Genomic DNA, 24,669 nt, shown 5'->3' with positions numbered 1-24,669 from the left:
TCCGGATGCCGGTGCCTACTCCTCGGCTTCGGCCGCCCGCCCGCGAAACCCTGTCGCCAGCACGTAGAGCTCGCTCGAATCCGCCCGGCTCGCATTGGGCTTCACATGGCGGACGGTGGTGAAGTCGCGCTTCAGATCGTTGAGCAAGTCGCCCTCGGTGCCGCCCTGGAAAACCTTGGCGAGGTAGCTGCCCCCGGGCGCCAGGATCTCACGGGCGAATTCGGCGGCGACTTCGGCAAGGCCGATAATGCGCAGATGGTCAGTCTTCTTGTGGCCGGTGGTGTTGGCCGCCATGTCCGACATCACGAAGTCGGCCGGGCCACCGAGCAGGTCGGTGAGGATGCCCGGAGCGGTCGGGTCAAGGAAGTCGAGAGCGATGAACTCGACGCCGGTCATCGGCTCGATCTCAAGCAAATCGATGCCGACGATCTTGCCCGCCGCGCCGATTTTCTTGGCAGCCACCTGGGACCAGCCGCCCGGAGCCGCGCCGAGATCGACGATCTTCTGGCCCGGTTTCAGCAGGTTGAAACGCTCGTCGATCTCGATGAGCTTGAATGCGGCCCGCGAGCGGTAGCCCTCACGCTTGGCACGCGCCACATAGGGGTCGTTGAGCTGGCGCTCGAGCCAACGCTTCTGAGACAGGGTGCGCCCGCGCCCGGTCTTCACCCGCTGCTTCAGGTCGCCCCGCAGGCCGCCGCTGGCACCGCGCCGGTCGGTCATCCCAAGTCCTTTTCGATCATTGGCCGCCCAACCTACCCGAATATCCCTCGCCGAGTCCGTGGCAAGCATAAGCGGAGCCGAAGCGAGGGTGAGGGAGAGCCCACGGAGCAGACATGACATCTGCTTGGTACCGGCTCGTTACCTGGCAGCCTACAGCACCAACCACCCCATCCTGCAAGGCGCGATCGTGACAGCACCCATCCGGCCCGACACCGTGACCGCCACTGCGGCGGAGCGTCCGGGCTTCCGCGAGTTCGTCGGCATCGTCGCCCTGATGATGGCAGTGACAGCGATCTCGATCGACAATCTGCTGCCAGCCTTCCCCATAATCGGGGAGCAGTTCTCGATAGCCGATCCCAACCGGCTGCAGCTTCTGATCTACATCTACATGCTCGGGTTCGGCGCCGGTCAGATCCTGTACGGGCCGCTCTCGGACTCGCTGGGGCGGCGCACCACTTTGCTCGCAAGTCTCGCGATCTATCTGGGCGCGACGGTGATCGCGATGTTCAGCCCGTCCTTCGGCTGGCTGCTTGCCGCGCGCTTCGCGCAGGGCATCGGGGCGGCAGGCGGACGCGTCCTGTCGCTCGCCATCGTGCGTGACCGCTACGCAGGGCGTGCCATGGCGCGCGTCATGTCCCTGACCATGATGGTCTTCCTGATCGTGCCGATGCTCGCGCCGGCAGCCGGTCAGGGCATGCTGCTGTTCGGCTCCTGGATCTGGGTCTTCGTCTCGATGCTGGTGCTCGGCGGCGTGCTCGCAGTCTGGTTTTCGGTGCGGATGCCGGAGACTCTGCATCCGGACCGTCGTCGGCCGCTCTCCCTCGGCGCGATGGCAGGCGCGCTTCGACTCACCGTGACCACCCGTGCCACGATCGGCTACGGCACGGCGCTCGGCCTGATGGTCGGCTGCATCATGGGCTATGTCGGCTCGGCCCAGCAGCTCTTCGATTCCGGGCTTTATCACCTCGGCGGCTGGTTCCCCCTCGCCTTCGCGGTGGTGGCGGGCGCAATGGGCGCCTCGACTTTGGTAAATTCGCGCCTCGTCGAACGGCTCGGCATGCGCTGGCTGTCGCATGTCGGGCTCATCGCCTTCCTCGCCGTCGCCCTGGTGCAGGTGGTGATCGGCCTCGCCTGGCATGGGCAGCCGCCCCTCTGGCTATTCCTGGCGGTGCTCTGCCTCAACCAGTTCCTGATCAGCTTCACCATGCCGAACTTCCAGGCGCTTGCCATGCAGCCGATGGGCGAGGTGGCCGGCACCGCCTCGTCCTTCCTCGGGTTCTATACGACCCTGCTCGGCGCCGCCTTCGGCGCCATGATTGGCCAGAGCTTCGACGGCTCCGTGATTCCGGTGGCGGCCGGCTATGCCGGCCTGTCGGCCCTGGCACTCCTAGTCGTGTTCTGGACCGAACGAGGCCGGCTTTTCCGCGCTGGCGGCACCGGCTGAGTGCGACCGATGCGACGAGAGGTAACCTGCACACCGCTCGTAGCGAAAGGTCAGGCGACCGCCCCTTCACATTGGCGATCACGTCGAACTCAGACAAAGCCATAATGGGAAAACGACATGCTTCGCTTCACCATGGTCGCTGCGGCACTCGTCGTGTCGACGGCCGCGATCGCGGCGCCTCCGGAACGGGTCCGCGGCACGATCGAGAGCACCGACGGCACGACGTTGACGCTCAAGCAGGATGACGGCACCTCGAAGACGGTGAGCCTCGCGCAGGACACCACGTACTCGTCCGTGGTGAAGGCGAGCCTCGATCAGATCAAGGACGGGGTCTTCGTCGGCACGGCGACGAAGGGTGACAATCCGCCTACGGCGCTGGAGGTCGTGCTGTTTCCCGAGGCGCTGCGCGGCACCGGCGAAGGTCACTATGCGTGGGACGAGATCCAGGACACCACCGCGAGCGGCACGTCCAAGGTGAAAAGTTCCAGGACCAACGGTACCGTCAAGGCTGCCACCGGCGGCGCGCCGAAGGTGAAGAGCTCCATGACCAACGGAACCGTCGCGAAGAGCTCCGGCGCATCCGGCACCAAAACCCTCACCGTCACCTACGGCAAGGATGGCGGAACCCAGACGATCACCGTGCCGCCTTCTGCCCCAATCGTGACCTTCGAGCCGGCCGACGCGACAGTGCTGAAGCCGGGCGCCAAGGTGTTCGTCGTCGCCGCCAGCGAGGACGGCAAGCTCAGCGCCAAGCGGGTCGCGGTCGGCAAGGACGGCTTGCGTCCACCGATGTAAGACACCGATCCGCTACGATGTCCGGAGTCAGGCCGGTATTTAACCGGACCTTCAGGAGAACGTCGGAAGCTGAGCCTTATCGCCCGCTTCCGGAGTACCCGCTGTGACCGATCGCGCCCGCAACGGTGCCTTTCTCGCCGCACGCCTGTTCATGGCCGCGGCACTGCTTCCTACCGGGATCGGACGCGCGCTCAACGTTTCTGGCTTCGCCGTGACGCTTGCCAGCGCCGGCCTGCCCGCGCCGAACGCGCTCGCTACTGCCGCGGTCATCGTCCAGGTCTTTGGGCCGCTGGCGCTGATTCTCGGGGTGATGCCGCGGATCACCGGACTTGCCATGGCCGGCTTCGTGGCGGCGTTTGCGGCGCTGCTGCACCCGTTCTGGATGTTTTCGGGAGCCGCCGCCGTCACCGAGCGCACCTTCCTGCTCTCCGATCTCGGCCTCGCCGGTGCCTTCCTGATCTACGCCATGGCCGGTCCCGGCGGCTGGAGCTGGCAGGGCTGGCGTTCGGGTTCATCCGCGCCGGCGAAGCCGCGGGCGAGCGCGGCCAAAGCCCCGCCGAAGAAGGCGCCGGTCAAGCGCTCGGGCGGCCGGGCTCCGATGCGTGAAGCGGCGTGATCGGTGCCAGTGTCGCCGGTGAGCCGTCGGCAGGCTTCGTCATCAGGGTGCGCTGACCGGACACCTCTGCCCCCGCATCCGGCGCGAGGCGCGAAAAGGGCCAGATCGCCGACGCCGAGACCAGGGCAACGGTGAAGAAGGCCGGCGCGAAATCTGCCGCCGTGATCCCAGCATGGCAATGGAAGGCTGCAGAGGTCTCCAGCGCCAGCGCGCCGATGGTCACGCCGAGGCTGAGCGAGACCTGTTGCGCCACGCTGGCAAGGCTCGTCGCGGCGCTCATCTCGCGATTGTCGAGATCGGCATAGGCGATGGCGTTCACGCAGGTAAATTGCAGCGAGCGGAAACAGCCGCCGAACAACAGCGCGCAGACGATCAGCCAATGCGGCGTGCCGGCCGTGAACAGGCCGTTCAAGGCCAGGAATCCTGAGGCGATCAGTGCGTTCGTCAGCATGACCTGGCGAAATCCGTACAGGCGCAGGATGCGTGGACCGATGATCTTGATGAGAAGCGCCCCGACTGCCGAGGCGAAGGTGATCAGCCCCGAATTCAGCGGATCGAGCCCAAAGCCGATTTGAAGCATCAGCGGCAGGAGGAAGGGGATCGCACTGGTGCCGATCCGGAACAGGCTCCCTCCAGTCACTGAGGCGCGGAAGGTCGCATGGCGTAGGAGATCAAGCCGGATGACAGGGCTCGCCATGCCGCGCGAGTGCCGAAGATAGATCACAAGCAGCGCCGCACCGGCAGCGACACTGCCCCAGGACAGCCAGTCCGGCAGCAGATGCCGCCCGGTTGAGGCGAGACCGAGCATTAGAAGGGCGAGCCCGGTGCCGGACAGCAGGAAGCCCAGGACATCGAGCGGCGGCCGCTCCGGTTCCTTGAGGTTCTCGAAATAGATTGTCGCCAGCACGATGCCCGCGAGTCCGATCGGAATGTTGATGAAAAAGATCCAGCGCCAGTCGAAATAGGTGGTGACGAAGCCACCCACTGGTGGTCCGAGCACCGGCCCAATCAGCGCGGGAATCGTGAGGTAGGCGAGCGCTCCGACAAGCTCGTTCTTCGGCACGCTGCGCAGGATAACCAGACGCCCCACCGGCACCATCATCGCGCCGCCTATGCCTTGTAGGAAGCGCGCAGCGACAAAGCCGGCGAGCGAACTCGATCCTGCGCAGGCAAGCGAACCTGCCATGAACACGCAGAGCGCAACGCGAAATACCGTGCGTGCGCCGTAGCGGTCCGCGGCCCAACCGGAGACGGGAATGAAAATGGCGAGGCTGACGAGATAGGAGGTCAGAGCCAGCTTCAGTGCGATGGGATCTTCGCCGAGACTCTTGGCGATCACCGGTAGCGCGGTGGCGATCACCGTGGAATCGGTGTTCTCCATGAACAGGGCCGTGGCGACGACGAGAGGGACGATCTGGGAGGGACGCATTGGGGCTGCAGATAGCGCCAAGAGCTCCTGCGTGGATTCCCTGAGGATGAATTCAACCCCTGAATCGTGTTTCAGAATCGTGTCTGACGGGCCACAGGGAGCCTAGCTTCGACAGCTCGCGGCATGCTCGACCCTTTCATATCCCCCAAGCGCAGCTTTAAATTCGGGAACAAGTCGGAGTGGCGCGGGCGGGCGCTGCAGCTCCGCGCGACCGTCCCCATCGATCGAGGACGATCCGACATCGATCCAAGAAAGGCATCGGATGCCCTCTCGGCACCATAAGCCAGGATTTGCCCTGAGCATCGCCCTGGCAACGGCTTTGCTCGCCTCTGTTGCCGGTTGCGGCAAGGTCGTGCTGACCGACGGCCGCTCGCTGACGCGCCAAGACCGTCTCTCCGGCAGCGACGCCGTTGCCTCGGATGCACGTCTATTCGTCGATCAGGGCGCGCTGGCCCGCACGCGCACGGTGCGCATTATCCCGACGGCCTTCCCGGCCGATGCCGTCGGCGCGTCGGCGCTGACGCCGGAGCAGCGGGCACTCACGGCGAACGCAGCCGACCGCGCCATGTGCTACGAGTTGTCGCTGAAATACGACGTTGTCTCGACGCCGAACGCCGACCTCACGGTGCGCTCGCGGATCACCCGCGTCGACCCGACTGATCTTCTCGGAGCCGGCTCGACCATTGGCGTCTCGGCCGCGATCTCCATCGCCGGCCAGCTCGGCGTCAGCGCGGCCGAAGGCCTTGGCCGCATCCCGGTGCCGCGCATTCCGATCGGCCTCGGCAGCCTTACGGTGGAAGCCGAGGCGATCGACCGGCACCGCCAGCAGCGCGCTGCGATGATCTGGGGCGGTGCGGCCAACTCCTTTACCAGCCAGCCGCGCTTCTCGAAGGACAGCGATGCCTACGACCTCGCCGGCGAGTTCGGCCAGGATTTCGGCTTCTTCATCGCCACCGGCAAAGACCCATTCAAGTCCGAGCTGTTCATCCCGGACTGGAACCGCATCCGGGTCACCATGCTCGGAGAGGCGCCTCTCGACCCTGATTGCGCGCGCTTCGGCCGGGCACCGGGCGTCGACGGCGTCCTGACCGATTATTTCGGCCTGCCGCCGGAATACGGTGACAAGGGCACGGCCGGGCGGAGCGAGTAAGACGCTCGCCCGCTTCTCGCCGCTTCGGCTCTCGAGGCCGCCACCGCTACACTCCTCATGCTGAGGCGCCGCGGAGTGGCCTCGATGCCCGAGGATCATAACGGGTGCCCAGGCCGACTTCGCTCAGGAGCGGTGCGGAGCGCGTCATTTCCCCGTGTCCAGAACATGGCATCCGCGCATTCGCGTCTTTGCGCCTGCCCGTTCCGCATGATACTGGCACGCGCCAACCTGAGACCGTCGACGCAAGCGAAACCCGCGCGGCCGACCATCATGAAAACCGGAGTTGGCACATGGCCCTGATCAGCGCGGATTCCATCATCGAGGGCCTGACCTTCGACGATGTCCTTCTGCGTCCCGCCGCCTCTTCCGTGATGCCAGGCGAGGTCGACATCGCGTCGCGGCTCACCCGGACCATCCGGCTTAACCTCCCGATCGTCTCTTCGGCCATGGACACGGTGACCGAGGCGCCGATGGCGATCGCCATGGCGCAGAACGGCGGTCTCGGCGTGATCCACCGCAACCTCGAGCCACCGGAGCAGGCCGAGCAGGTTCGTCTCGTGAAGAAGTACGAGTCGGGCATGGTGCTGAACCCGATCACGATCCATCCCGACGAGACCCTGGCCGAGGCCTTCGAGGTGATGAAGGCCAACCGTATCTCCGGCATCCCGGTAGTGGAGCGCGGCCCCAATGGCTCGCGTGGCAAGCTCGTCGGCATCCTGACAAACCGCGACTGCCGCTTCGCCACCAATACGGGCCAGCCCGTTGCGGACCTGATGACGAAGGACCGGCTTATCACCGTGCGCGAAGGTGTGACGCAGGATGAGGCAAAGCGCCTGCTGCATCAGTTCCGCATCGAGAAGCTGCTGGTGGTCGACGATCATTACCGCTGCATCGGCCTGATCACCGTCAAGGACATCGAGAAGCAGGTTGCCTACCCGAACGCCGTGAAGGACGAGCAGGGGCGACTGCGCGTCGCCGCCGCAACGACCACAGGTGATGGCGGCTTCGAGCGGGCCGAGCGCCTCATCGATGCCGGCTGCGACGTGGTTGTGGTGGATACCGCCCACGGCCACTCGATCAAAGTGCTCGACGCCGTGCGCCGTGTGAAGGCGCTCTCCAACGCCGTGCAGATCGTCGCCGGCAATGTCGCGACCCGAGACGGCGCAAAGGCGCTGATCGATGCCGGCGCGGACGCCATCAAGGTCGGTATCGGCCCGGGCTCGATCTGCACCACCCGCATCGTCGCGGGCGTCGGCGTCCCGCAGCTCACCGCGCTGATGGAGGCGGTGGAAGCCGCCCACGACGCCGACGTGCCGGTGATCGCCGATGGCGGCATCAAGTATTCGGGCGATCTTGCCAAGGCGATCGCGGCCGGCGCTTCGGTGGCGATGCTGGGCTCGCTGCTTGCCGGCACCGACGAGGCGCCCGGCGACGTCTTCCTGTACCAGGGCCGCTCCTACAAGAGCTATCGTGGTATGGGATCGGTGGGCGCCATGGCCCGCGGCTCGGCCGACCGTTACTTCCAGGCCGAGGTCAACGACACCCACAAGCTCGTGCCAGAGGGCATCGAGGGCCAGGTTCCCTACAAGGGTCCGGTCTCGGCCGTGCTGCACCAGCTCGCTGGCGGCCTGCGGGCGGCAATGGGCTATGTCGGCGCGCCGACCGTGCCGGAGCTACAGCAGCGGGCGCAGTTCATCCGCATCACCAATGCAGGCCTGCGCGAGAGCCACGTCCACGACGTGACCATCACCCGCGAGACGCCGAACTACCCGAGCCGGTAAACCCAAGTTCCAGCGATCCGGCGGACGGAGACCCGACCGCCGGATCCTTGCGACGATACCGACTTCGCCGTCGCCAGCAGTTCGTCATAGGCTTGGTCGGCCTGGGCGTTGCTGTTCGCTGCGGAGAGTTTTGCGCCGACCTCTTGGAATTGCTCCGTCAACTCCTGGCTGCCGATAGGATCGACGACGACTTTCTGCTGAAGCCGCGGATCATGGCCCGAATCCGGGTTCTCGCCTCCGGCGGGCCCTGGAACCACGAGGATGTCATTGCGCCAGCGCCCGGACGGCGCATACAGGCACGGAAACAGGCGGAGGATGGCGATGCGGGTTCTCGTGGTCGGCGCAGGCGCGACGGGCGGCTATTTCGGCGCACGGCTCGCCCAGATCGGGCGTGACGTCACCTTCCTGGTCCGAAAGGCGCGTGCCGAGAAGCTCGCCGCCGAAGGCCTCCAGGTCCGAAGCCCGGTCGGGGACTACAAGATCGATGCGCCGCAGACCGTGACCGCCGATGCGCTGGCAGGCGCCGGTCCGTTCGATCTCGTGCTCCTATCCTGCAAGGCCTACGACCTCGACACCGCCATCGCCGATGTTGCTCCCGCCGTCGGCCAGCGGACCGCGGTGCTGCCGATCCTCAACGGCATGAAGCATCTCGACGTCCTCGACAGACAGATCGGAGCGGAGCGCGTGCTCGGAGGAAGCTGTGCCATCGTCGCGACGCTGACCAAGGGCGGCGAGATCCGTCAGATGACCGAGCTGCACTCGCTCACCTACGGCGAGCGTGATGGTTCACGTTCAGAGCGCATCCAAGCGATCGAAGCGTTGATGGATGGTGTCCGCTTCCAGACGCGGTCGAGCGACAAGGTTCTGCTCGAGATGTGGGAGAAGTGGGTGTTTCTGGCGACACTCGCTGGCAGCACGACCCTGATGCGTGCCACGATCGGCGACATCGTCGCCGCGCCGGGTGGGAGGGCTTTCCTGGAAGCGCTGCACGACGAGTGCCGGGCGGTGGCCGTCGCCGCCGGCTACGGTCCGCGTGAGAAGGTTTTCGAGGGCGCGCGCAAGACGCTGACCACGGAAGGCTCGCCGATGACCGCTTCCATGCTGCGCGACATAGAGGGCGGGGCCCGCATCGAGGCGGACCACATCATCGGCGACCTGATCGCCCGCGGAGACAAGGCGGCGCCGGACTCACGCCGGCCTTTCCTGCAACTCGTCTATACGGGGTTGCGCAGCTATCAGAGCCGCCGCGAACGCGAGGCGTCTTGAGCGCTGGCGAGCCGATCGCTCGGTTCCATTTGCACGGCCTCCCCACACGGTTAGGGTACGGTGCAACGTTCGGCGCTCGTCCGGCACATGCGACCTGGGAAACGCCGACAGAATGACCAAGGCTCAATGCATCGAGACGCTGCGCGGGCTCATCGCGCGCAGCGACCGAACCGAACTCGCACAGGCACAGGCCGCGATCATCGAGTTCGCGCTCGCCTCACCGGATCTGGACCGCCGCAGCGAGGCGATGAGCGATCTGCAGGCCACCCTCGCCGCCGAAGCGCAGGCGGCCGGACTGGAGCCGATGCAGGCGGCTTATCATTCCGTACTTGGGGCGATGATCGACCGAACGCGCGACGCCGTGATCAGCCTACCGGCCAAGCCTTAGTTGCCGTGATCAGTAGCGCTGCGGCGGGACTGGAGGACGCGGATCGCCGTATTCGAGTTGGGTCTTGGCGTCGTAGGGACGGCGCGGCGGCGGGACCGGATCGGCAATCGGCTCGGCCGGCGCCCGCGAGCAAGCTGCGGCAGCCAGCGCAAAGAGGCAGGCGGCAGCGAGAGGATAGAGGGGCGATCTCGGCTTCATTGTACTCTCCCGCTTGAACTCATACGGGAACCGTTGACGCCAACGGCTCGTCGCCTGTCTTGAGGGGCGAACGCGCTCTAAGCTCGGCCTTATCATGGCCAAGTCCCGAATTAAGCGTGGCCGCATGATGGCAGAGTCAACGACATCTTTCCGGAGCCCATCCTGACCCCTTCCGCCCGCCTTTCCGCCGCCATCGAGGTGCTTGCCGACATCGCCGAGCGCCGCCGCCCTGCTGCCGATGCCCTCAAGGACTGGGGCCTCGCCCACCGTTTCGCCGGATCGGGTGACCGCGCCGCCATCGCCAGCCTCGTCTATGATGGCCTGCGCCGCCGCGCCTCCGCCGCCTGGATCATGGGTCAGGAAACGCCGCGCGCGGTGCTGATCGGTATGCTGCGGCTGCAGCGCGGGCTCGCCGCACCGACTATCGCCAGTCTGTTCAACGGGGGACGTTTCGCGCCTGAGCCGCTGAGCGCGCAGGAGCAGGAGCGCCTTGCCAACGGCAGCCTCGACGATGCGCCGCCAGAGATCGCAGGCGATGCACCGGATTGGGTGCTGCCCTCGCTGCAGGGCGTGTTCGGGGGCGATCTGTTGCCGGAGTTGCGGGCGCTCGGTCGGCGGGCGCCGCTCGACATCCGGGTCAACAGGCTGAAGCTCGATCGTGACGAGGCATTGAGTCGGCTCGCCCATCTCGCACCGGAGCTGACGCCACATGCGCCGATGGGCTTGCGCATTCCGCTCGGCGAGGACGGGCGCGGACCGGCGCTGCATATCGAGCCGGAGTTCATCGAAGGCCTCTATGAGATCCAGGACGAGGGTTCGCAGCTCGCGACGCTGCTCTCCGGCGCGAGGCCCGGTGAGACAATCGTCGATCTCTGCGCCGGCGGCGGCGGCAAGACGCTGGGCTTGGCCGCATTGACGCGAAACAAGGGCCGCATCATCGCAACCGATGCTGACCCGCGCCGGCTCGCGCCGATCCACGAACGCCTGCGCCGTTCCGGCGCCGAGGCCGAAATCCGCACGCCTCGCGCCGGCCGCGCAAGGGCCGACGTGCTGACCGACCTCGACGGCACAGTCGACCGCGTGCTGGTCGACGCGCCCTGCACGGGTACCGGCACCTGGCGCCGCAACCCGGACGCCAAGTGGCGCCTGCGCCCGGGAAGCTTGGCACTGCGCGTCTCGGAGCAGGCACAAGTGCTCGATCGAGCGGCCGAACTCGTGCGCCCGGGCGGACGCATCGTCTACGTAACCTGCTCGCTGCTGCCAGAGGAGAACGACGCCGCGGTCGCGGGTCTGTTGAAGCGCCAGGGCGAACGCTTCGCAGTCGTGGCAGCAGATGAGGTGCTGGCGGCGGGCACCCCTGGCCTAGCGCCATTCGTACGGCTGACGCAGCAGGGGCTGCAGATGAGCCCGGCCCTGACCGGTACCGACGGCTTCTACGTCGCGGCGCTGGAGCGGAGGGCGTAAGGCAACCGGGGAAAGGGGCAGGCGAGCGCTCCCCGGTGCAGCAGCATCAAGAATCACAAGTGCTTCTGAGCCGTTTGTCAGGCGAGCCCTCGCGCGGAGGTGAGCACCAGCTAACACGGTCATGACGCTCGATCGCAGAGCGCTGCTCGCCGCTACCGCGGCGGTGTTGACCGTCAGCCAGGCGCGCTCAAGCTGATCCGAGCAATCCTGCCGCAAGGGCCATTCCGCAGGCCCCGTGGTCCAGCGGCTCATCACGAGATCGTGCAGCCGCTGCCGAACCGGCGCCGGGCGCGGAATTCGGGGTCGTCGATTTAGGGCTGATACCCAGGTCACTAAGCGGTCCCCGCCGGCCTTCCTGGCTCGAGCGGCGGGCGATGCCATCTGCGCCGTCGCCCCCGTGCAGATGGATCATGCCATGGGCACGGCCGGGGTGCTGGTGGGAAGTACCTGTTCAAGCGCGGCGGCCACGGTTTCGGGCTCGGGGTGCTGGGTGCATCCACGGCCGCTGGCGTCGCCCTATTCCTGACTTGGATCCGCGCCCGCACCTTCATGTGCAAGGTCTGAACCGCGAGCGCGGGAGCTTTAGTTACGCAGACGCTGCTAGCGCCGGCATGCCATCTCTCAGTCGATCAGAAGCACTCACGCTTGCGCACGACCACGACGCGGCCGAACGGCCCACGACGCTTCGTGACGACGGTCCGGCAACGCGGGCCGCGAACCACCGTGCGGGACACGACACGGGCCTGTTCGACACCGTTGCCCGGCGTGAGGCTGCCGGCAAATGGCAGCGCCGAGGCGGGCGAGGCGACAGCGAGGCTGCCGAAGGCGAGGGCGGCGATACCGAGGAGAGGTGCTCTCATGGTGCTAGGCTCCTTGCTTTTGGGGACCGTGCCTGTCGCAGGGAAAGCGTGAACCTCGGGTTAATGCCAAGCTTACAATCCGGAATCAGAACAAGTCGCAAAGCCGGCAAAATGGATCGGACGGCAAAGCGTTTTCGGCAGCCAGTCACGCAACGCCAGCGGCTTGCTGCTCGCGCGACACACCGTCTTCGAGGCCGCAGCACAGGTCGAACACAGATGCGTAGCCAGCTACGCCACGAGCGAGGCGGCAACCTGCTTCAGCGTCTGTAGCTTTCGGATAGGGCCGATTGCCGCGAGTGTCGGTGCCCCAGCAATAACGGCACGACCGGCCGCACGGACATCGTCCACCGTCACCGCATCGACCTTGGCGATCACCTCGCCAGAGGGGATCACGCGGCCCCAGGACAGGAGCTGACGGGCGTTGCGCTCGACGCGGCCGCCAGGAGTTTCCAGAGCCGAGAGCAGCGAAACCTTGAGCTGCGCCTTGGCGCGGGCCAGCTCCGTTTCGTCGAGCTCCTCCGTCGCGGTGCGCGTGGTGGCGATAGAGACGTCGACCAGTTCGCGCAGATCCGCGCCGGAGGTGCCAGCGCCAATCCCGAACAGGCCGCAATCCGAGAAGGGCCAGTGGAAGGCCTGGATGTCATAGGCGAGGCCGCGGGTCTCGCGCACTTCATGCCAGAGTCGGGAGGTCAGGCCGCCACCGAGTATCTGCGCGAAGAGATGCAGCGCATAGTAGCCATCGTCGCGGAACGAGAGGCCGGGCAGCCCGAGCACCAGGTTCGCCTGTTCGAGCTTTTTCTGCAGCCGTCGCTCGCCCCCACCGTAGAGGCCAGGCACGATAGGCGGCAGCGGCGCGGGCTTCAAGCTGCCGAAGAGCCGCTCACCGGCCTCGACGAGTTCTTCGTGCGATACGGCGCCGGCCGCAGCCAGAACGATGCGCTCGGGCACATATTCGCGGGCGATGAAGGCCTCGATCCCAGCGCGGTCGAAGCTCGCGATGGTATCCGGGCGGCCCAGGATCGGCCGGCCGAGCGGCTGGTCGGGAAAGGCCGTCTCGACGAATGCGTCGTAGACGACGTCGTCCGGAGTATCCTCGACCGCGGCGTATTCCTGCAGAATCACGCCCTTCTCACGGGCAAGTTCGCCGGCCTCGAATGTCGAATTGGTCAGGATGTCGCCGAGCACGTCGAGGGCGACGCCGACATCCTCGCCAAGCATGCGGGCGGTGTAGCTGGTGCTCTCGGTCGAGGTCGCCGCGTTGATCTCGCCGCCGACATTCTCGATGTCCTCGGCGATACGCCGGGCCGAGCGGGTCTGCGTGCCCTTGAACGCCATGTGCTCGATGAGATGGCTGAGGCCATGCTCCTCGGGCCGCTCATGGCGCGAGCCAGCGCCGACATAGACGCCGAGCGAGGCCGTCGCGACGCCGGGGATCGCCTCGGTGGCGATGGTTAGGCCGTTGGCAAGCCGCGCGATCTTCAAGTCGGGCGAAGCGCCGAACGTCGTGAAATGCTCGTTCATGCTCGGATCAGGCACCTGCCGTGATGCGGGCGCGCTCGCGGATGTAGCGCTCCACAGCCGCCTGATCGTTGGGGAGATTGGCGACAAGCTCCGGCCGATCGAGAAGATCGGCGAGATGGGGGGGCAATGCCGGGCGCCCGGCGCCGGTGGCGAGCGAGACCGCATCCGGGAATTTTGCAGGATGCGCCGTCGCGAGCGCAACGACGGGCGTCGCGGGATCCTTCCGCAGAAGGTTACGGCCAGCGCGCACGCCGATGGCGCTGTGCGGATCCAGCACCACACCGGTCTTGCGGTAGGTGCCAGCGATCTCTTCGACCACTTCCGGCTCGTGAACGGCCGTGGCATCGAACTCGTCGCGCACGGTCTGCAACACAGACGGCTCGAGACTGAAGCCGCCCGATTGCTTCAGGCCGTCCATCAGGCGCCCGAGCGAAGAGGGATCGCGCCCCAGCGCCTCGAACAGAAGCCGCTCGAAATTGGAGGAAATCTGGATATCCATTGAGGGCGACGTGGTTGGCTGCACGCCGCGCAACTCGTAGGAGCCATGCTCAAGCGTGCGCGCCAGGATGTCGTTGGCGTTAGTGCCGATCATCAGACGGTCGATCGGCAGGCCCATGCGCTTTGCGACCCAGCCGGCGAGGATGTCGCCGAAATTGCCCGTAGGGACCGCGAAGGAGACCGGGCGGAGCGGCCCGCCCAGCGAGACGGCGCTGGTGAAGTAGTAGACCGCCTGTGCCGCCACGCGCGCCCAGTTGATCGAATTCACGCCCGAGAGATGGACGTCACGCGCGAAGTCGCCGTGCTGGAACATCGACTTCACGATGTTCTGGCAATCGTCGAAGGTGCCGTCGATGGCAAGCGCATGGACGTTCGGCGAGGACACAGTCGTCATCTGACGACGCTGGACCTCGGACACGCGGCCATGCGGATACAGGATGAAGACGTCGACCTGATCGAGCCCCTTGAACGCCTCGACGGCCGCCGAGCCGGTATCGCCCGAGGTCGCCCCGACGATGGTCGCCCGCGAGCCGCGCTGGCGCAGGACATGGTCCATCAGTCGCCCGAGCAGCTGCATCGCCACATCCTTGAAGGCGAGCGTCGGGCCATGGAAGAGCTCGAGCAGGAAGAGGTTGTCGTCGAGCTGGGTCAGCGGGCAGATCGCCGGGTGGCGGAAGCTCGCATAGGCATCCTCGATCATGCCATCGAGCGCCGCATCTGCAATCTCACCGTCGATGAGCGGACGCAGCACGCGCTTGGCCGCATCGGCGTAGCGTACGCCGCTCAAGCCCGCGATCTCGGCTTTCGAGATCTGCGGCCAGCTCTCCGGCACGTAGAGGCCGCCATCGCGGGCAAGCCCCGCGAGAAGGGCATCGGAAAAGCTCAAGGGCGCAGCGGCGCCGCGGGTCGAGACGTGCAGCAAAGGGGCCTCCGGGAAGGCGCCCGCTCTACACGATCGCGGTTCGACTGTCGAAGTCGATCAGGCACGGGTGCCCGGCGCCTTCTTCAACCGGCAGCCCGTGATCCGCCATTTGTCAGTTTCCAGGCTCCCCCGCTGGTTCGTGCAGACGGCGCCAGGCAAAAACTGCGAATACACCGACCAAGCAGGCGGCGATGCCGAACCAGGTGAAGGCGTATTGGAGGTGGTTATTGGGTAGATCGACGCGGAGCTGCCCCCCGCGGGGCCAGCCGCCGGGATTGGCCGTGGCGTCCGCCTCGATCAGGTAGGGAGGAACCTCACCGAGGCCGTGCGCGGCGGCAATGCCGGCGATGTCGCGGTTGAACCATTCTCCACGGGCGGGATCGGGAGCCGGTACGAACATCGTGCGCGGCTCCGAGGCGCGCAGCATGCCGGTAACAGTGGTCTCGCCGGAGATCTGACCGGCGCGCCGGTCGGCAGGGTTTCTCAGCTCGGTCGGGATGAAGCCGCGGTTGACCAGGATCGTCGGCCCATCCCTGCGGGCGAGTGGCGTGATGACGTAGTAGCCCTGCAGGGCACGGCCGGGTGTGTCCCCGGGTGCGAGGCCGTGGACGAGGGTCTCCTTGTCGTTCTGGAAGGTACCGGTGACCCGCACGCGCCGGAACTCGTCGGCCTTGGCATCCCAAGTGCCGGGTGCGGGCAGCGCGCCGGGCGGCTCCTCATGCGCACGCTCGACGATGCGGGCGATCAACGCCTCCTTCTCGCCCTTGCGTTCGATCTGCCAGATGCCAAGTCCGAGCAGGATCGCAAGGCAGATGAGGGAGGCGAGGCCCGGCGCAATCAAGCCGCGCCAGCTGCGTTGCTGCAGAGGACTCGTCGCACCCACTACCGGAAACGTCCTTGCGCGGCCTTGTTGTGGTACTGCAGCGCCGCGAGCATTCCCTTGAGCGGGCGCACCAGGACCAGGCTCAGGCCTATCGAGAGCGACCCGGCAACGAGGGCATGGACCCAGATCGGCGGCTCGAAGGTGATCTCCATCCAGAGCGCCAGCCCGACTACGACGATGCCGACGATCGACATGACGAAGAAGGCAGGCCCGTCAGCGGAATCGAAGGCCGAGAAATCGAGGCCGCAAGCCTCGCAGGTCGGCCGAAAGTGCAGGAAGCCATCGAACATGTGCCCCTCGCCGCAGCGCGGGCATCGGCCTCGCAGGCCTGTCGGGATCGGCGGGGGATTGTTGGCGGGTGCAGGCACGGACAAGGGCTTCCTCTTCTCGTCCCCTCATATGGGCAAGAGGCCGGTGTCGGGCATGAAAAAGGGCGGCTCGCGCCGCCCTTCAAGGTTGCCCAGCGCGCATGGCGCCAGACTTGGTCGATATGCCTCAGCCGTGGGCAGCGTGGCCGAAGCCCGAACCCCAGACGTAAATGGCGGCGAACAGGAACAGCCAGACCACATCGACGAAGTGCCAGTACCAGGCGGCGAACTCGAAGCCGAGGTGCTGCTTGGGAGTGAAGTCACCGGCATAGGCACGCAGCAGGCAGATCGCGAGGAAGATCGTGCCGATGATGACGTGGGCGCCGTGGAAGCCCGTCGCCATGAAGAAGGTCGACGAATAGATCGAGCCCGAAAAGCCGAAATGGGCATGGCTGTACTCGTAGGCCTGGCAGGCGGTGAACAGCACGCCGAGGATGATCGTCAGCCACAGGCCGTATTTCAGGCCCTTGCGGTCACCGTGCAGCAGCGCGTGGTGCGCCCAGGTGATCGTGGTGCCAGAGGTCAGCAGGATCAGGGTGTTGAGCAGCGGCAGGTGCCAGGGGTCGAAGGCCTCGATGCCCTTCGGCGGCCAAGTGCCACCGGTGAATTCGACGCGCTGCGTCTGGATCGGATCCGCGGTGTAGAGCGCGGCCTCGAAATAGGCCCAGAACCAGGCAACGAAGAACATCACCTCGGAGGCGATGAACATCATCATGCCGTAGCGGTGGTGAAGCTGCACGACGCGGGTATGGTCGCCGCTATTGGCCTCGTGGGTGACGTCCTTCCACCAGGAGAGCATGGTGTAGAGGATGCCGAGGAAGCCGGCGCTGAACATGTACGGGCCGACCGCAAGGCCGCCAAGCGTCATGCCCTTCATCCAAAAGACAGCGCCGGTCGTGGTGATGAAGCCGGAGAAGGCGCCGATCAGAGGCCACGGGCTCGGATTGAGGATGTGGTAGTCGTGATTCTTGGCGTGCGCCTCAGCCATCGAAAAGCTCTCCTCACCCCCGGCCTTCGCCATCGCCGGCGGGCCCTGTTTCACCTTGTCGACGATCGGCTTAACGCCAGTCCCCGAACTCGAAGCTCTATCGCGGGCGAAAGCCCGTTGTCACGCTTGCGCGCCTAAAAATTGGTCCGCGTCCCCGCACCGGTACCCTTCCCCTCGGCGGCCACCTGGGGTGAGCCGTTGCGCGAGGCGAAATAGGTATAGGACAGGGTCATCTCGCCGAGATCGCCGATATCGGGATCTTTGCGGAGGCCCTTGTCGACGTAGAACACCAGCGGGTAGTCCGCGCTTTCGCCCGGCTGGAGCGTATGCTCGCTGAAGCAGAAGCACTCGACCTTCACGAAGTAGCTGCCCATGAGCCCAGGCTGCACGTTGAAGGCCGCGATGCCCGTCGCGGGCTTGGACCCCGTATTCGTCACCTTGAAGAACACGGTCTTGGTCTCGCCCGGCACGGCGTCAACGCTCGTGACCTCGGGCTGGAAGCGCCAGGTCAAGTTCGGTGCGACGTTCGTGTCGAAATGGACGCGCAGGGCTTTGGCGGAGGCCGTATCAGCCGAGGCCATCGGCGCGGTGCCGACACGCGGTGTGCCGTCGTAGCCGGTTGCCTTGCAGAACAGGTCGTAGAGCGGCACCGAGGCGAAGGCGAGTCCCGTCATGCAGGCGACCACGCCGACGCAGGCGAGCGCTGTCCAGCGCGCTCCGTTCTGCGGAGGTCGTCCCGCGGCGCTCACAGCGGTCGCTCCAGGATCTGGGGGCCGAGCTTGGCGATCGTCAGCACGAAGAACAGGATCACCAGAGCGCCGAGCGTCAGCGCAATGGCAATGGAGCGCTTGCGGCGCGCCCTCTCCTCGTCGGGCGTCAGCGGTCTGATTTGGATGTTCGGATCGATCATGGCGCGCGTCAGACGATGACGGCGCGGAACAGGCCGAAGCCGTGTTCCACCAGCAGGCCCGCGAAGAGCAGGAGCAGGTAGAGGATCGAGAAGCCGAACAAACCCATGGCCGCGCGGCGCTCCGGCTCGCCCTCGCGCAGGCGGTAGACCTGCACGGCGCCAGCAAGCATGCCAAGGCCGCCGAGCGCGGCGATGACCGCGTAAAGCCAGCCGCCGAAGCCCATTGCGACGGGCGCGAGGCCGAGCGGAGCGAGGAGCAGCGTGTACCAGACGATCTGGCGGCGGGTGGAATCCGGGCCGGCGACGTTCGGCATCATCGGGATGCCGGCCTTGGCGTAGTCACCGCTCTTCACGAGCGCCAGCGCCCAGAAATGGGGAGGCGTCCAGATGAAGATGATAAGGAACAGCACCACGGAGTCGAGGCTGACATGGCCGGTTACCGCGGCCTGTCCGACGATCGGGGGGAGCGCGCCGGCCGCACCGCCAATGACGATGTTCTGCGCGGTAGCCCGCTTCAGCCACATCGAATAGACGACGGCGTAGAACACGATGGTGAAGGCGAGGAGCCCCGCGGCGAGCCAGTTCGAGGCGAGCCCGAGGATCAGCACTGAGCCGACCGAGAGCACCATGCCGAAGGCGAGTGCCTCGTTCGGCAGGATGCGGCCGTCGGGGATCGGGCGCTTGGCGGTGCGCGTCATCAGCGCATCGATGTCGGCATCCCACCACATATTCAGACACCCGGAGGCGCCAGCGCCCACGGCGATCATCAGCAGCGAGATGCCGGCGATGATCGGGCTAACGCTCGGGTGCGAGATCACCATGCCGACGAGGGCGGTGAAGATTACCAGCACCATCACCCGCGGCTTCAGCAGCGCGAAGAAGTCCGAGACCTCGCCGCCGGCCGCGCTAGCGGTCGGGTTGAAGGCTTGGGCCTCGCTAGAGAGGCTGTTCGACAGACTCGACATGAAAACCGCGTTTCGGATCGCTTGACCAAAGTCCTTTCAGGCTCGCGCGGCCCTTAAGGGCCGTACCGCCCTTTCCAGGAGACCACTGGCGCATCGGCGAGAGGCATCCGGGAAAGAGCGAGGACCGCCGCAGCGGTCCTCGCGATGATCGTTCGTCGGGTGAGCGGCTTAGTGAGCCGGCTCGTCGACGATCTGGGGCAGCGTCTCGTACTGGTGGAAGGGCGGTGGCGATGACAGCGTCCATTCCAGCGTCGTGGCGCCCTCGCCCCACGGATTGTCCGCAGCGCGGCGGCTCGACCGGAAGGCCAGGATCACGCCGATGATGAAGACCACCATGCCGAGCGCGAAGATGTGGCCGCCCCAGGTCGCCACCTTGTGCCAGGGGGCGAAGGCCTCCGGGTAGTCAGCGTAGCGACGCGGCATGCCGGCAAGACCGAGGAAGTGCATCGGGAAGAACAGGATGTTCGCGCCGATGAAGGCCAGCCAGAAGTGCAGCTTGCCGGCCCATTCCGGGATTACACGGCCGGTCATCTTCGGGAACCAGTAGTAGATGCCGCAGAAGATGATGAACACAGCGCCGAGCGACAGCACGTAGTGGAAGTGCGCGACCACGTAGTAGGTATCGTGCAGGTACTTATCGACTGCCGAGTTCGCGAGCACGACGCCGGTAACGCCGCCGACCGTGAACAGGAAGATGAAGCCCACTGCCCAGTGCATGGCGGCGGTGAAGCGGATCGAGCCGCCCCACATCGTCGCGATCCACGAGAAGATCTTCACGCCGGTCGGGACGGCGATCACCATCGTGGCGAACACGAAGTAGGACTGCGTCTGGAGCGACAGGCCGACCGTGTACATGTGGTGCGCCCACACGACGAAGCCGACGACGCCGATAGCGACCATGGCGTAGGCCATGGCGAGGTAGCCGAAGACGGGCTTCTTCGAGAAGGTGGCAATGACGTGGGACACGATGCCGAAGGCCGGCAGGATCATCACGTACACTTCGGGATGGCCGAAGAACCAGAACAGATGCTGGTAGAGAACCGGGTCACCACCGCCTTCGGGCGCAAAGAAGGTCGTGCCGAAGTTGCGGTCCGTGAGCAGCATGGTGATCGCGCCGGCGAGAACCGGAAGCGACAGCAGCAGCAGGAAGGCGGTGACGAGCTCGGCCCAGGCGAAGAGCGGCATCTTGTGCAGCGTCATGCCCGGAGCGCGCATGTTCAGGATCGTGGTGATGAAGTTGATCGCACCGAGGATCGAGCCGGCACCGGCAAGGTGCAGCGAGAAGATCGCGAAATCGACCGCGGGGCCGGGATGGCCCGAGGAGGAAAGCGGCGGATAGACCGTCCAGCCCGTGCCTGCGCCGGCGGCGCCGGGAGCGCCCTCGACGAAGAGCGAGCAGACCAGGCTGCAGAAGCCAGCCACCGTCAGCCAGAACGAGATGTTGTTCATGCGCGGGAACGCCATATCCGGCGCACCGATCATCAGGGGCACGAACCAGTTGCCGAAGCCGCCGATCAGCGCCGGCATCACCATGAAGAACACCATGATGAGGCCGTGGCCCGTCACGAAGACGTTATAGGTCTGCGGGTTGGAGAAGTACTGCAGGCCCGGGGCCTCCATCTCCATGCGGATGCCGAAGGAGAGAAACGCGCCCACGCAGCCCGCGAAGAACGCGAACAGCAGGTAGAGCGTGCCGATGTCCTTATGGTTGGTCGAGAGGAACCAACGAGCAAAGAAGGAGGGCGCGTGATCGTGGTGGGCATCATGCCCGGCATGTGCTGTGGCGGTTGCCATCGGGTCTGACCTTAACTTTGATATCGCGTGATCAGGCGAGAGGGCCGGCGCGCAATCGCGCCCGCCCTGCGTGCATCCTTATTTAGCCGAAGCCAACTTCGAACCGCCGTCAATCGCGGCGAACTTGGTTTTGGCCTCCTTGAGCCACTCGGCATAGGCCTGGTCGCTGACCACCTTCACAACGATCGGCATGTAGGCGTGGCGCATGCCGCAGAGCTCCGAGCACTGGCCGTGATAGGTGCCCTCGCGCTCGGCCTTGAACCAGGTCTCGTTGAGACGGCCGGGAATCGCGTCGATCTTGCCGCCGAAGGACGGCATGGCCCAAGAGTGGATCACGTCGGTCGAGGTCACCTGGACCTTCACGATCTTATTGACCGGGACAACCATCTCGTTGTCCGTCTGGAGGAGCTTGGGCTCCTTCTCTTCGTCGATGTTGGCGTCGAAGGTGAAGCCGCCAACCTCACCGACCTTCGGGTAATCGTAGGTCCAGTACCAGGCATGGCCCGTGACCTTCACCGTCACGTCGGCATTCGGCACGATCAGCTGGGTGCGCAGCATGCGGAACGAGGGAATCGCAATGGCGACGAGGATCAGGACCGGGATAATCGTCCAGGCCACCTCGATCGCCGTGTTGTGCGTGGTGCGCGACGGGTTCGGGTTGGACTTCTCGTTGAACTTGACGATGCAGTAGATCAGCAGCGCCAGCACGAAGAGCGAGATACCGAAGGCGAGCCAGTGCAGGTACTGCTCGAACACCATCAGATCGGAGGCTTCCGCAGTCACCGGCGTCTGCCGGGACATCTGCCACGGCACGGGAACGCCCGGCTCAGCGAGCGCGGAAGTGGACGACACGAGCAGGGCGCCGAGCGCGGCGATCCCCCATTTAGAACGATGTTGCGCCTGCGCCGTCCGCATCTGCTCTCTCTTGGCTCCCCGTTATTCTCTTGATTTCGCGCCGGCCCATTCGCAAGTAGCGGATGTGCGTCGCGAGATCCGACCGCGCGGGGACAGCCCAAGAGGAGGCTATCGCTGCGAGACTGTCAGACCGCGACGTAGAACCATACTGATCACAATCGTGCAACCACCAAGAGCGTCGCACGGCCAAGTTCCGGGCATGACTTAGGGCGAATGCCGCGGGCATCTCCAGGACGCGTCGGTCTTTGTTGGAATTTGCGCTCTGGGATGCGAGCCTGACGCGATGGCATCAATCGAGTTGGCCGCTTCTGAGTCCGAACGCTGCGATACGACGCAGCCTGCCACGAGCGTGCGCGTGTCGACCCTCGTCGTCGCGTACGACGATCCCGAGCCGCGCGAGGACAGCCGGCCGCTCGCGGTCGAGATGCCGGTCAACGTCGTCTACGGCAGCGTGCCCTACGCGGTGATGATGACAAGCCCGGCGGATCTCGAGGATTTCGCCTATGGCTTCAGCCTTACCGAGGGCATCGTCGCGGCTGCGGAAGAAATACGCTCGGCTCGGGTCGAGCCTGGCGATGGCGGCCTGCGGCTTCTCGTCGAGCTCGCGCCGGGGCGCCTGCGCGAGCACCTCGCCCGCAAGCGTGCGATCAGCGGCCGGACCGGTTGCGGCGTCTGCGGCATCGACGATCTCGCGGCGCTCCCCCTGGCCTCACCGCGTAGCGGCAAGGGACCGGACGTCGCGATCTCCGCGATCAAGGCGGCACTCGACGCGCTTCATGACAAACAGAGCCTCAACCGGGAGACGCGCGCGGTGCATGCCGCGGCCTGGGCGCGGCTCGACGGGACGCTCGTCGCGGTGCGCGAGGATGTCGGCCGCCACAACGCCCTCGACAAGCTGATCGGGGCGTTGATGCAGGCGAGCGAGGATCCGGACCAGGGCTTCGTCGTCATCACGAGCCGCTGCTCGTTCGAGATGGCCGAGAAGGCTGCAACCTTCGGCGCCTCGGTCATCGTGGCGATCTCGGCACCGACCTCGCTGGCGATCGAGCGTGCCAGGCGCCATGACTTGACGCTCTGCGCCATCGCCCGCTCCGACACGCTCACCGTCTTCTCCGGCCGCGAACGAATACTGCTCGGCGCTTGATCCCGAGCCAACGTCAGGAAGGAAGGCTCGCGCGGGGGTTACCGTGCGAGCCTTTCGGTTTTCAGTTGGCAGCCGGCGCTGCCGTTTCGCCGCTCGAAGCGCCAGTTCCCGGCACCGTGGAGGTGCCACCGATCACGCGGACCTTGCGGCGGGCTTCGCCGGTCGGCGGGTCCTGCCACATCTGATTCGCGGCCTCCTTGGCCTCCGGCCTCGGCGCCTCCTGGGGCACCTCGACGACTGGTGTAGCCGTCGCCGGCCTATCGGTGGAAACCTGTTTGGTAGGCTTCTCGGCAGCCGGCTTGTCTGCGGCCGGTGCCGCAGCGGCCTTCTCCTCGGCCGGAGCCGGTGTCTCGGCAGGCTTGTCCGTGACCTGAGGTGCGGCCGACGTCTCCGCCGCCTTCCCCTCGTCGACCGGGAGCTTGGCTGCCGGCAGCAGCGGAGCGGTGTCGGCCTTTGGTAGATCGGCCGGCGCTGTCACGGCATGCGGTGCCTTAACGACGTCCGGAACCTTCGCAGGCTCGGGCGTCACGGCGGCATTCGGGGCGGCCTGGTCGGCCGGCGCAACCGTCGGCACTGGGGCTTCGGGAGCGACGCGCGGCGCGGCCGGTTTTGCCGGCGGTGCGAGCTTGGCGGTCTTGCGCGGTGCGGCCTTGTCGGCCTTTCGCGGATCGGCCTTGGCACCGGGGCGCGCATCCGGGTTCACGCCGAATGGGCCGGCATCACCAGGGCGCGCGGCAAGTTTGGGAGCACGGTCGACCTCCGTGCTCAGCGACGGGCGCGGCAGCGGGATGTCGCCTGGCGGCAGTAGCCCTTCGGGGTTGTGGGCGCGACGATGCCCGGCAGCATCGTCCTCGGTCCAGCCGTAGCCAGGCGCAGCGCGGGCGACACGCGCCGGAGGCGGCATGTCGAGGCGCTGGCGGCCGAAGATGGAGCCGTCACCGGCATCGACATAGAGCCGGACACGGTTGCCTGCCGGGCTCGTCGCGTCAACGATGTAGGCGCGGCCATCGAAACGCGGGCGGCTGATCTCGGCAAAACCACGATCCTGCAACCGATAGACGACGGCCCGTGGCGGCATCGGCGCCATCTCGTCCTCATAGATCGGCGCCCGATAGGTGCCGACATAGCCGTAGGCGAATTGCGCGGAGGCGCCGCCCGCACCGAAGAGCGACAGGGCGGCTCCGAGCGATAATGCGCGAAGCAGGCGGGTCTGGTGGGGAATGGCGCGGAATGTCCGCGTTCGGCGCATGGATGCCATGTGGCTTCTCTTTGCCCCTCGGTTGCTCGTCTACTCTCGACCGGCAGCGAGTCGTGATCGACCTTATGGGCTTCCGGTCCGATCGGCGGAGACAGGGCCCCGCATTCCCTTGTGATCGGCAAGCTCGCTTCAAGCAGCCGATCGGGGCAGAAATGCGGGACGAATGAGGCAGGCGGCCGCAGCACTTCATTCACGGTCCGCCAAATCTAAAATGAGGGCGCAGCGATTCACTCGGCGGAAGCGCGGTTACCGTTGCGACCGGGCTCTTGCTGGAGTTGATAAAATCTGGCAACGTCACCTTATAGGACAGTGAGACTGTCCTTTTCTCGAACTGCCGATTTCGGCAAGAGCGGTTGGCGTGAACGACACATCGTCGAAACGTACCGAGATGC

The 24,669-nt window shown here is 66.1% G+C and carries 25 protein-coding genes; 9 read left to right on the top strand and 16 right to left on the bottom strand.

Going from position 1 to position 24,669, the window contains the following annotated elements:
• Positions 1-15: 15 nt before the first annotated feature.
• Positions 16-720, bottom strand: coding sequence for an RlmE family RNA methyltransferase (locus MGN01_RS00185; RefSeq protein ID WP_147044555.1), 705 nt, complete (start codon positions 718-720; stop codon positions 16-18).
• A 274-nt stretch (positions 721-994) separates the two neighbouring features.
• On the opposite strand from MGN01_RS00185, the gene MGN01_RS00180 reads away from it, so the two are divergent.
• From MGN01_RS00180 to MGN01_RS00170, 3 genes are all read left to right on the top strand, one after another.
• On the top strand, positions 995-2,164 hold the full coding sequence (locus MGN01_RS00180; RefSeq protein ID WP_238257755.1) for a multidrug effflux MFS transporter: 1,170 nt from the start codon (positions 995-997) through the stop codon (positions 2,162-2,164).
• A 117-nt stretch (positions 2,165-2,281) separates the two neighbouring features.
• Positions 2,282-2,959, top strand: a complete 678-nt coding sequence (locus MGN01_RS00175) for a metal ABC transporter permease (protein ID WP_147044554.1) — start codon at positions 2,282-2,284, stop codon at positions 2,957-2,959.
• 103 nt (positions 2,960-3,062) lie between these two features.
• Positions 3,063-3,575, top strand: coding sequence for a DoxX family protein (locus MGN01_RS00170; protein ID WP_147044553.1), 513 nt, complete (start codon positions 3,063-3,065; stop codon positions 3,573-3,575).
• On the opposite strand, the gene MGN01_RS00165 is transcribed toward MGN01_RS00170, so the two are convergent.
• Complete coding sequence (locus MGN01_RS00165; protein WP_147044552.1) at positions 3,532-5,004, bottom strand: MFS transporter; 1,473 nt, start codon at positions 5,002-5,004, stop codon at positions 3,532-3,534. The genes MGN01_RS00170 and MGN01_RS00165 overlap by 44 nt on opposite strands.
• A 262-nt stretch (positions 5,005-5,266) precedes the next feature.
• Here MGN01_RS00165 and MGN01_RS00160 point away from each other — a divergent pair, with 262 nt between their 5' ends.
• Positions 5,267-6,154: a DUF3313 domain-containing protein gene (locus MGN01_RS00160; RefSeq protein WP_147044551.1), complete on the top strand. Its 888-nt coding sequence runs from the start codon at positions 5,267-5,269 to the stop codon at positions 6,152-6,154.
• 290 nt (positions 6,155-6,444) lie between these two features.
• Positions 6,445-7,935 (top strand): IMP dehydrogenase, encoded by a 1,491-nt coding sequence (gene guaB, locus MGN01_RS00155; protein ID WP_147044550.1) that lies wholly within the window; start codon positions 6,445-6,447, stop codon positions 7,933-7,935.
• Here guaB and MGN01_RS00150 read toward each other — a convergent pair.
• Complete coding sequence (locus MGN01_RS00150) at positions 7,920-8,192, bottom strand: hypothetical protein (protein WP_147044549.1); 273 nt, start codon at positions 8,190-8,192, stop codon at positions 7,920-7,922. The genes guaB and MGN01_RS00150 overlap by 16 nt on opposite strands.
• Positions 8,193-8,256: 64 nt before the next feature.
• On the opposite strand from MGN01_RS00150, the gene panE reads away from it, so the two are divergent.
• Both panE and MGN01_RS00140 read left to right on the top strand, forming a co-directional pair.
• The gene (gene panE / locus MGN01_RS00145) at positions 8,257-9,201 is read left to right on the top strand and encodes a 2-dehydropantoate 2-reductase (protein WP_147044548.1); all 945 of its coding nucleotides are present in this window, start codon (positions 8,257-8,259) and stop codon (positions 9,199-9,201) included.
• 112 nt (positions 9,202-9,313) lie between these two features.
• Positions 9,314-9,589 carry a hypothetical protein gene (locus MGN01_RS00140; protein ID WP_147044547.1) on the top strand — a complete coding sequence of 92 codons (276 nt, stop codon included), beginning with the start codon at positions 9,314-9,316 and terminating at the stop codon, positions 9,587-9,589.
• A gap of 9 nt (positions 9,590-9,598) precedes the next feature.
• Here the strand turns inward: MGN01_RS00140 and MGN01_RS00135 are convergent, their stop codons facing one another.
• Positions 9,599-9,787, bottom strand: a complete 189-nt coding sequence (locus MGN01_RS00135) for a hypothetical protein (protein WP_147044546.1) — start codon at positions 9,785-9,787, stop codon at positions 9,599-9,601.
• A gap of 162 nt (positions 9,788-9,949) precedes the next feature.
• On the opposite strand from MGN01_RS00135, the gene MGN01_RS00130 reads away from it, so the two are divergent.
• Entirely contained in the window at positions 9,950-11,251 is a 1,302-nt protein-coding gene (locus tag MGN01_RS00130) for an RsmB/NOP family class I SAM-dependent RNA methyltransferase (protein WP_147044545.1), read from the top strand.
• A gap of 629 nt (positions 11,252-11,880) precedes the next feature.
• On the opposite strand, the gene MGN01_RS00125 is transcribed toward MGN01_RS00130, so the two are convergent.
• The 11 genes from MGN01_RS00125 to coxB all read right to left on the bottom strand — a co-directional run bounded on the left by MGN01_RS00125 (position 11,881) and on the right by coxB (position 21,875).
• A complete protein-coding gene (locus MGN01_RS00125; protein ID WP_147044544.1) occupies positions 11,881-12,111 on the bottom strand; it encodes a hypothetical protein in 231 nt (76 codons plus the stop codon).
• A 228-nt stretch (positions 12,112-12,339) separates the two neighbouring features.
• A complete protein-coding gene (locus tag MGN01_RS00120; protein ID WP_147044543.1) occupies positions 12,340-13,632 on the bottom strand; it encodes a M16 family metallopeptidase in 1,293 nt (430 codons plus the stop codon).
• A 7-nt stretch (positions 13,633-13,639) separates the two neighbouring features.
• Positions 13,640-15,052 (bottom strand): threonine synthase, encoded by a 1,413-nt coding sequence (gene thrC, locus MGN01_RS00115; protein ID WP_147044542.1) that lies wholly within the window; start codon positions 15,050-15,052, stop codon positions 13,640-13,642.
• Between the two features lie 112 nt (positions 15,053-15,164).
• Positions 15,165-15,935 (bottom strand): SURF1 family protein, encoded by a 771-nt coding sequence (locus MGN01_RS00110; protein ID WP_147044541.1) that lies wholly within the window; start codon positions 15,933-15,935, stop codon positions 15,165-15,167.
• Positions 15,935-16,303, bottom strand: coding sequence for a DUF983 domain-containing protein (locus MGN01_RS00105; protein WP_238257749.1), 369 nt, complete (start codon positions 16,301-16,303; stop codon positions 15,935-15,937). The genes MGN01_RS00110 and MGN01_RS00105 overlap by 1 nt, the downstream gene beginning before the upstream one ends.
• A gap of 127 nt (positions 16,304-16,430) precedes the next feature.
• Complete coding sequence (locus tag MGN01_RS00100; protein WP_147044540.1) at positions 16,431-17,291, bottom strand: cytochrome c oxidase subunit 3; 861 nt, start codon at positions 17,289-17,291, stop codon at positions 16,431-16,433.
• A gap of 134 nt (positions 17,292-17,425) precedes the next feature.
• Positions 17,426-18,040 carry a cytochrome c oxidase assembly protein gene (locus MGN01_RS00095; RefSeq protein ID WP_238257751.1) on the bottom strand — a complete coding sequence of 205 codons (615 nt, stop codon included), beginning with the start codon at positions 18,038-18,040 and terminating at the stop codon, positions 17,426-17,428.
• A complete protein-coding gene (locus MGN01_RS23370; protein ID WP_170245817.1) occupies positions 18,037-18,201 on the bottom strand; it encodes a cytochrome c oxidase system small membrane protein in 165 nt (54 codons plus the stop codon). Before MGN01_RS23370 ends, MGN01_RS00095 begins: the two co-directional genes overlap by 4 nt.
• A gap of 8 nt (positions 18,202-18,209) precedes the next feature.
• Positions 18,210-19,166, bottom strand: coding sequence for a heme o synthase (locus tag MGN01_RS00090; RefSeq protein ID WP_147044539.1), 957 nt, complete (start codon positions 19,164-19,166; stop codon positions 18,210-18,212).
• A 168-nt stretch (positions 19,167-19,334) separates the two neighbouring features.
• Positions 19,335-20,960 (bottom strand): cytochrome c oxidase subunit I, encoded by a 1,626-nt coding sequence (gene ctaD / locus MGN01_RS00085; protein WP_147044538.1) that lies wholly within the window; start codon positions 20,958-20,960, stop codon positions 19,335-19,337.
• 78 nt (positions 20,961-21,038) lie between these two features.
• Positions 21,039-21,875 (bottom strand): cytochrome c oxidase subunit II, encoded by an 837-nt coding sequence (gene coxB, locus MGN01_RS00080; protein WP_147044537.1) that lies wholly within the window; start codon positions 21,873-21,875, stop codon positions 21,039-21,041.
• 283 nt (positions 21,876-22,158) lie between these two features.
• On the opposite strand from coxB, the gene fdhD reads away from it, so the two are divergent.
• Positions 22,159-23,019, top strand: a complete 861-nt coding sequence (fdhD, locus tag MGN01_RS00075; protein ID WP_147044536.1) for a formate dehydrogenase accessory sulfurtransferase FdhD — start codon at positions 22,159-22,161, stop codon at positions 23,017-23,019.
• 61 nt (positions 23,020-23,080) lie between these two features.
• Here the strand turns inward: fdhD and MGN01_RS00070 are convergent, their stop codons facing one another.
• Positions 23,081-24,277, bottom strand: a complete 1,197-nt coding sequence (locus tag MGN01_RS00070; protein ID WP_147044535.1) for a hypothetical protein — start codon at positions 24,275-24,277, stop codon at positions 23,081-23,083.
• Positions 24,278-24,669 lie beyond the last annotated feature (392 nt).

The organism is Methylobacterium gnaphalii (genome assembly GCF_007992215.1).
Classification (GTDB): Bacteria; Pseudomonadota; Alphaproteobacteria; order Rhizobiales; family Beijerinckiaceae; genus Methylobacterium; species Methylobacterium gnaphalii.
The sequence above is the reverse complement of the archived record's forward strand: the minus strand, read 5'-3'. Positions and strand labels throughout refer to the sequence as shown.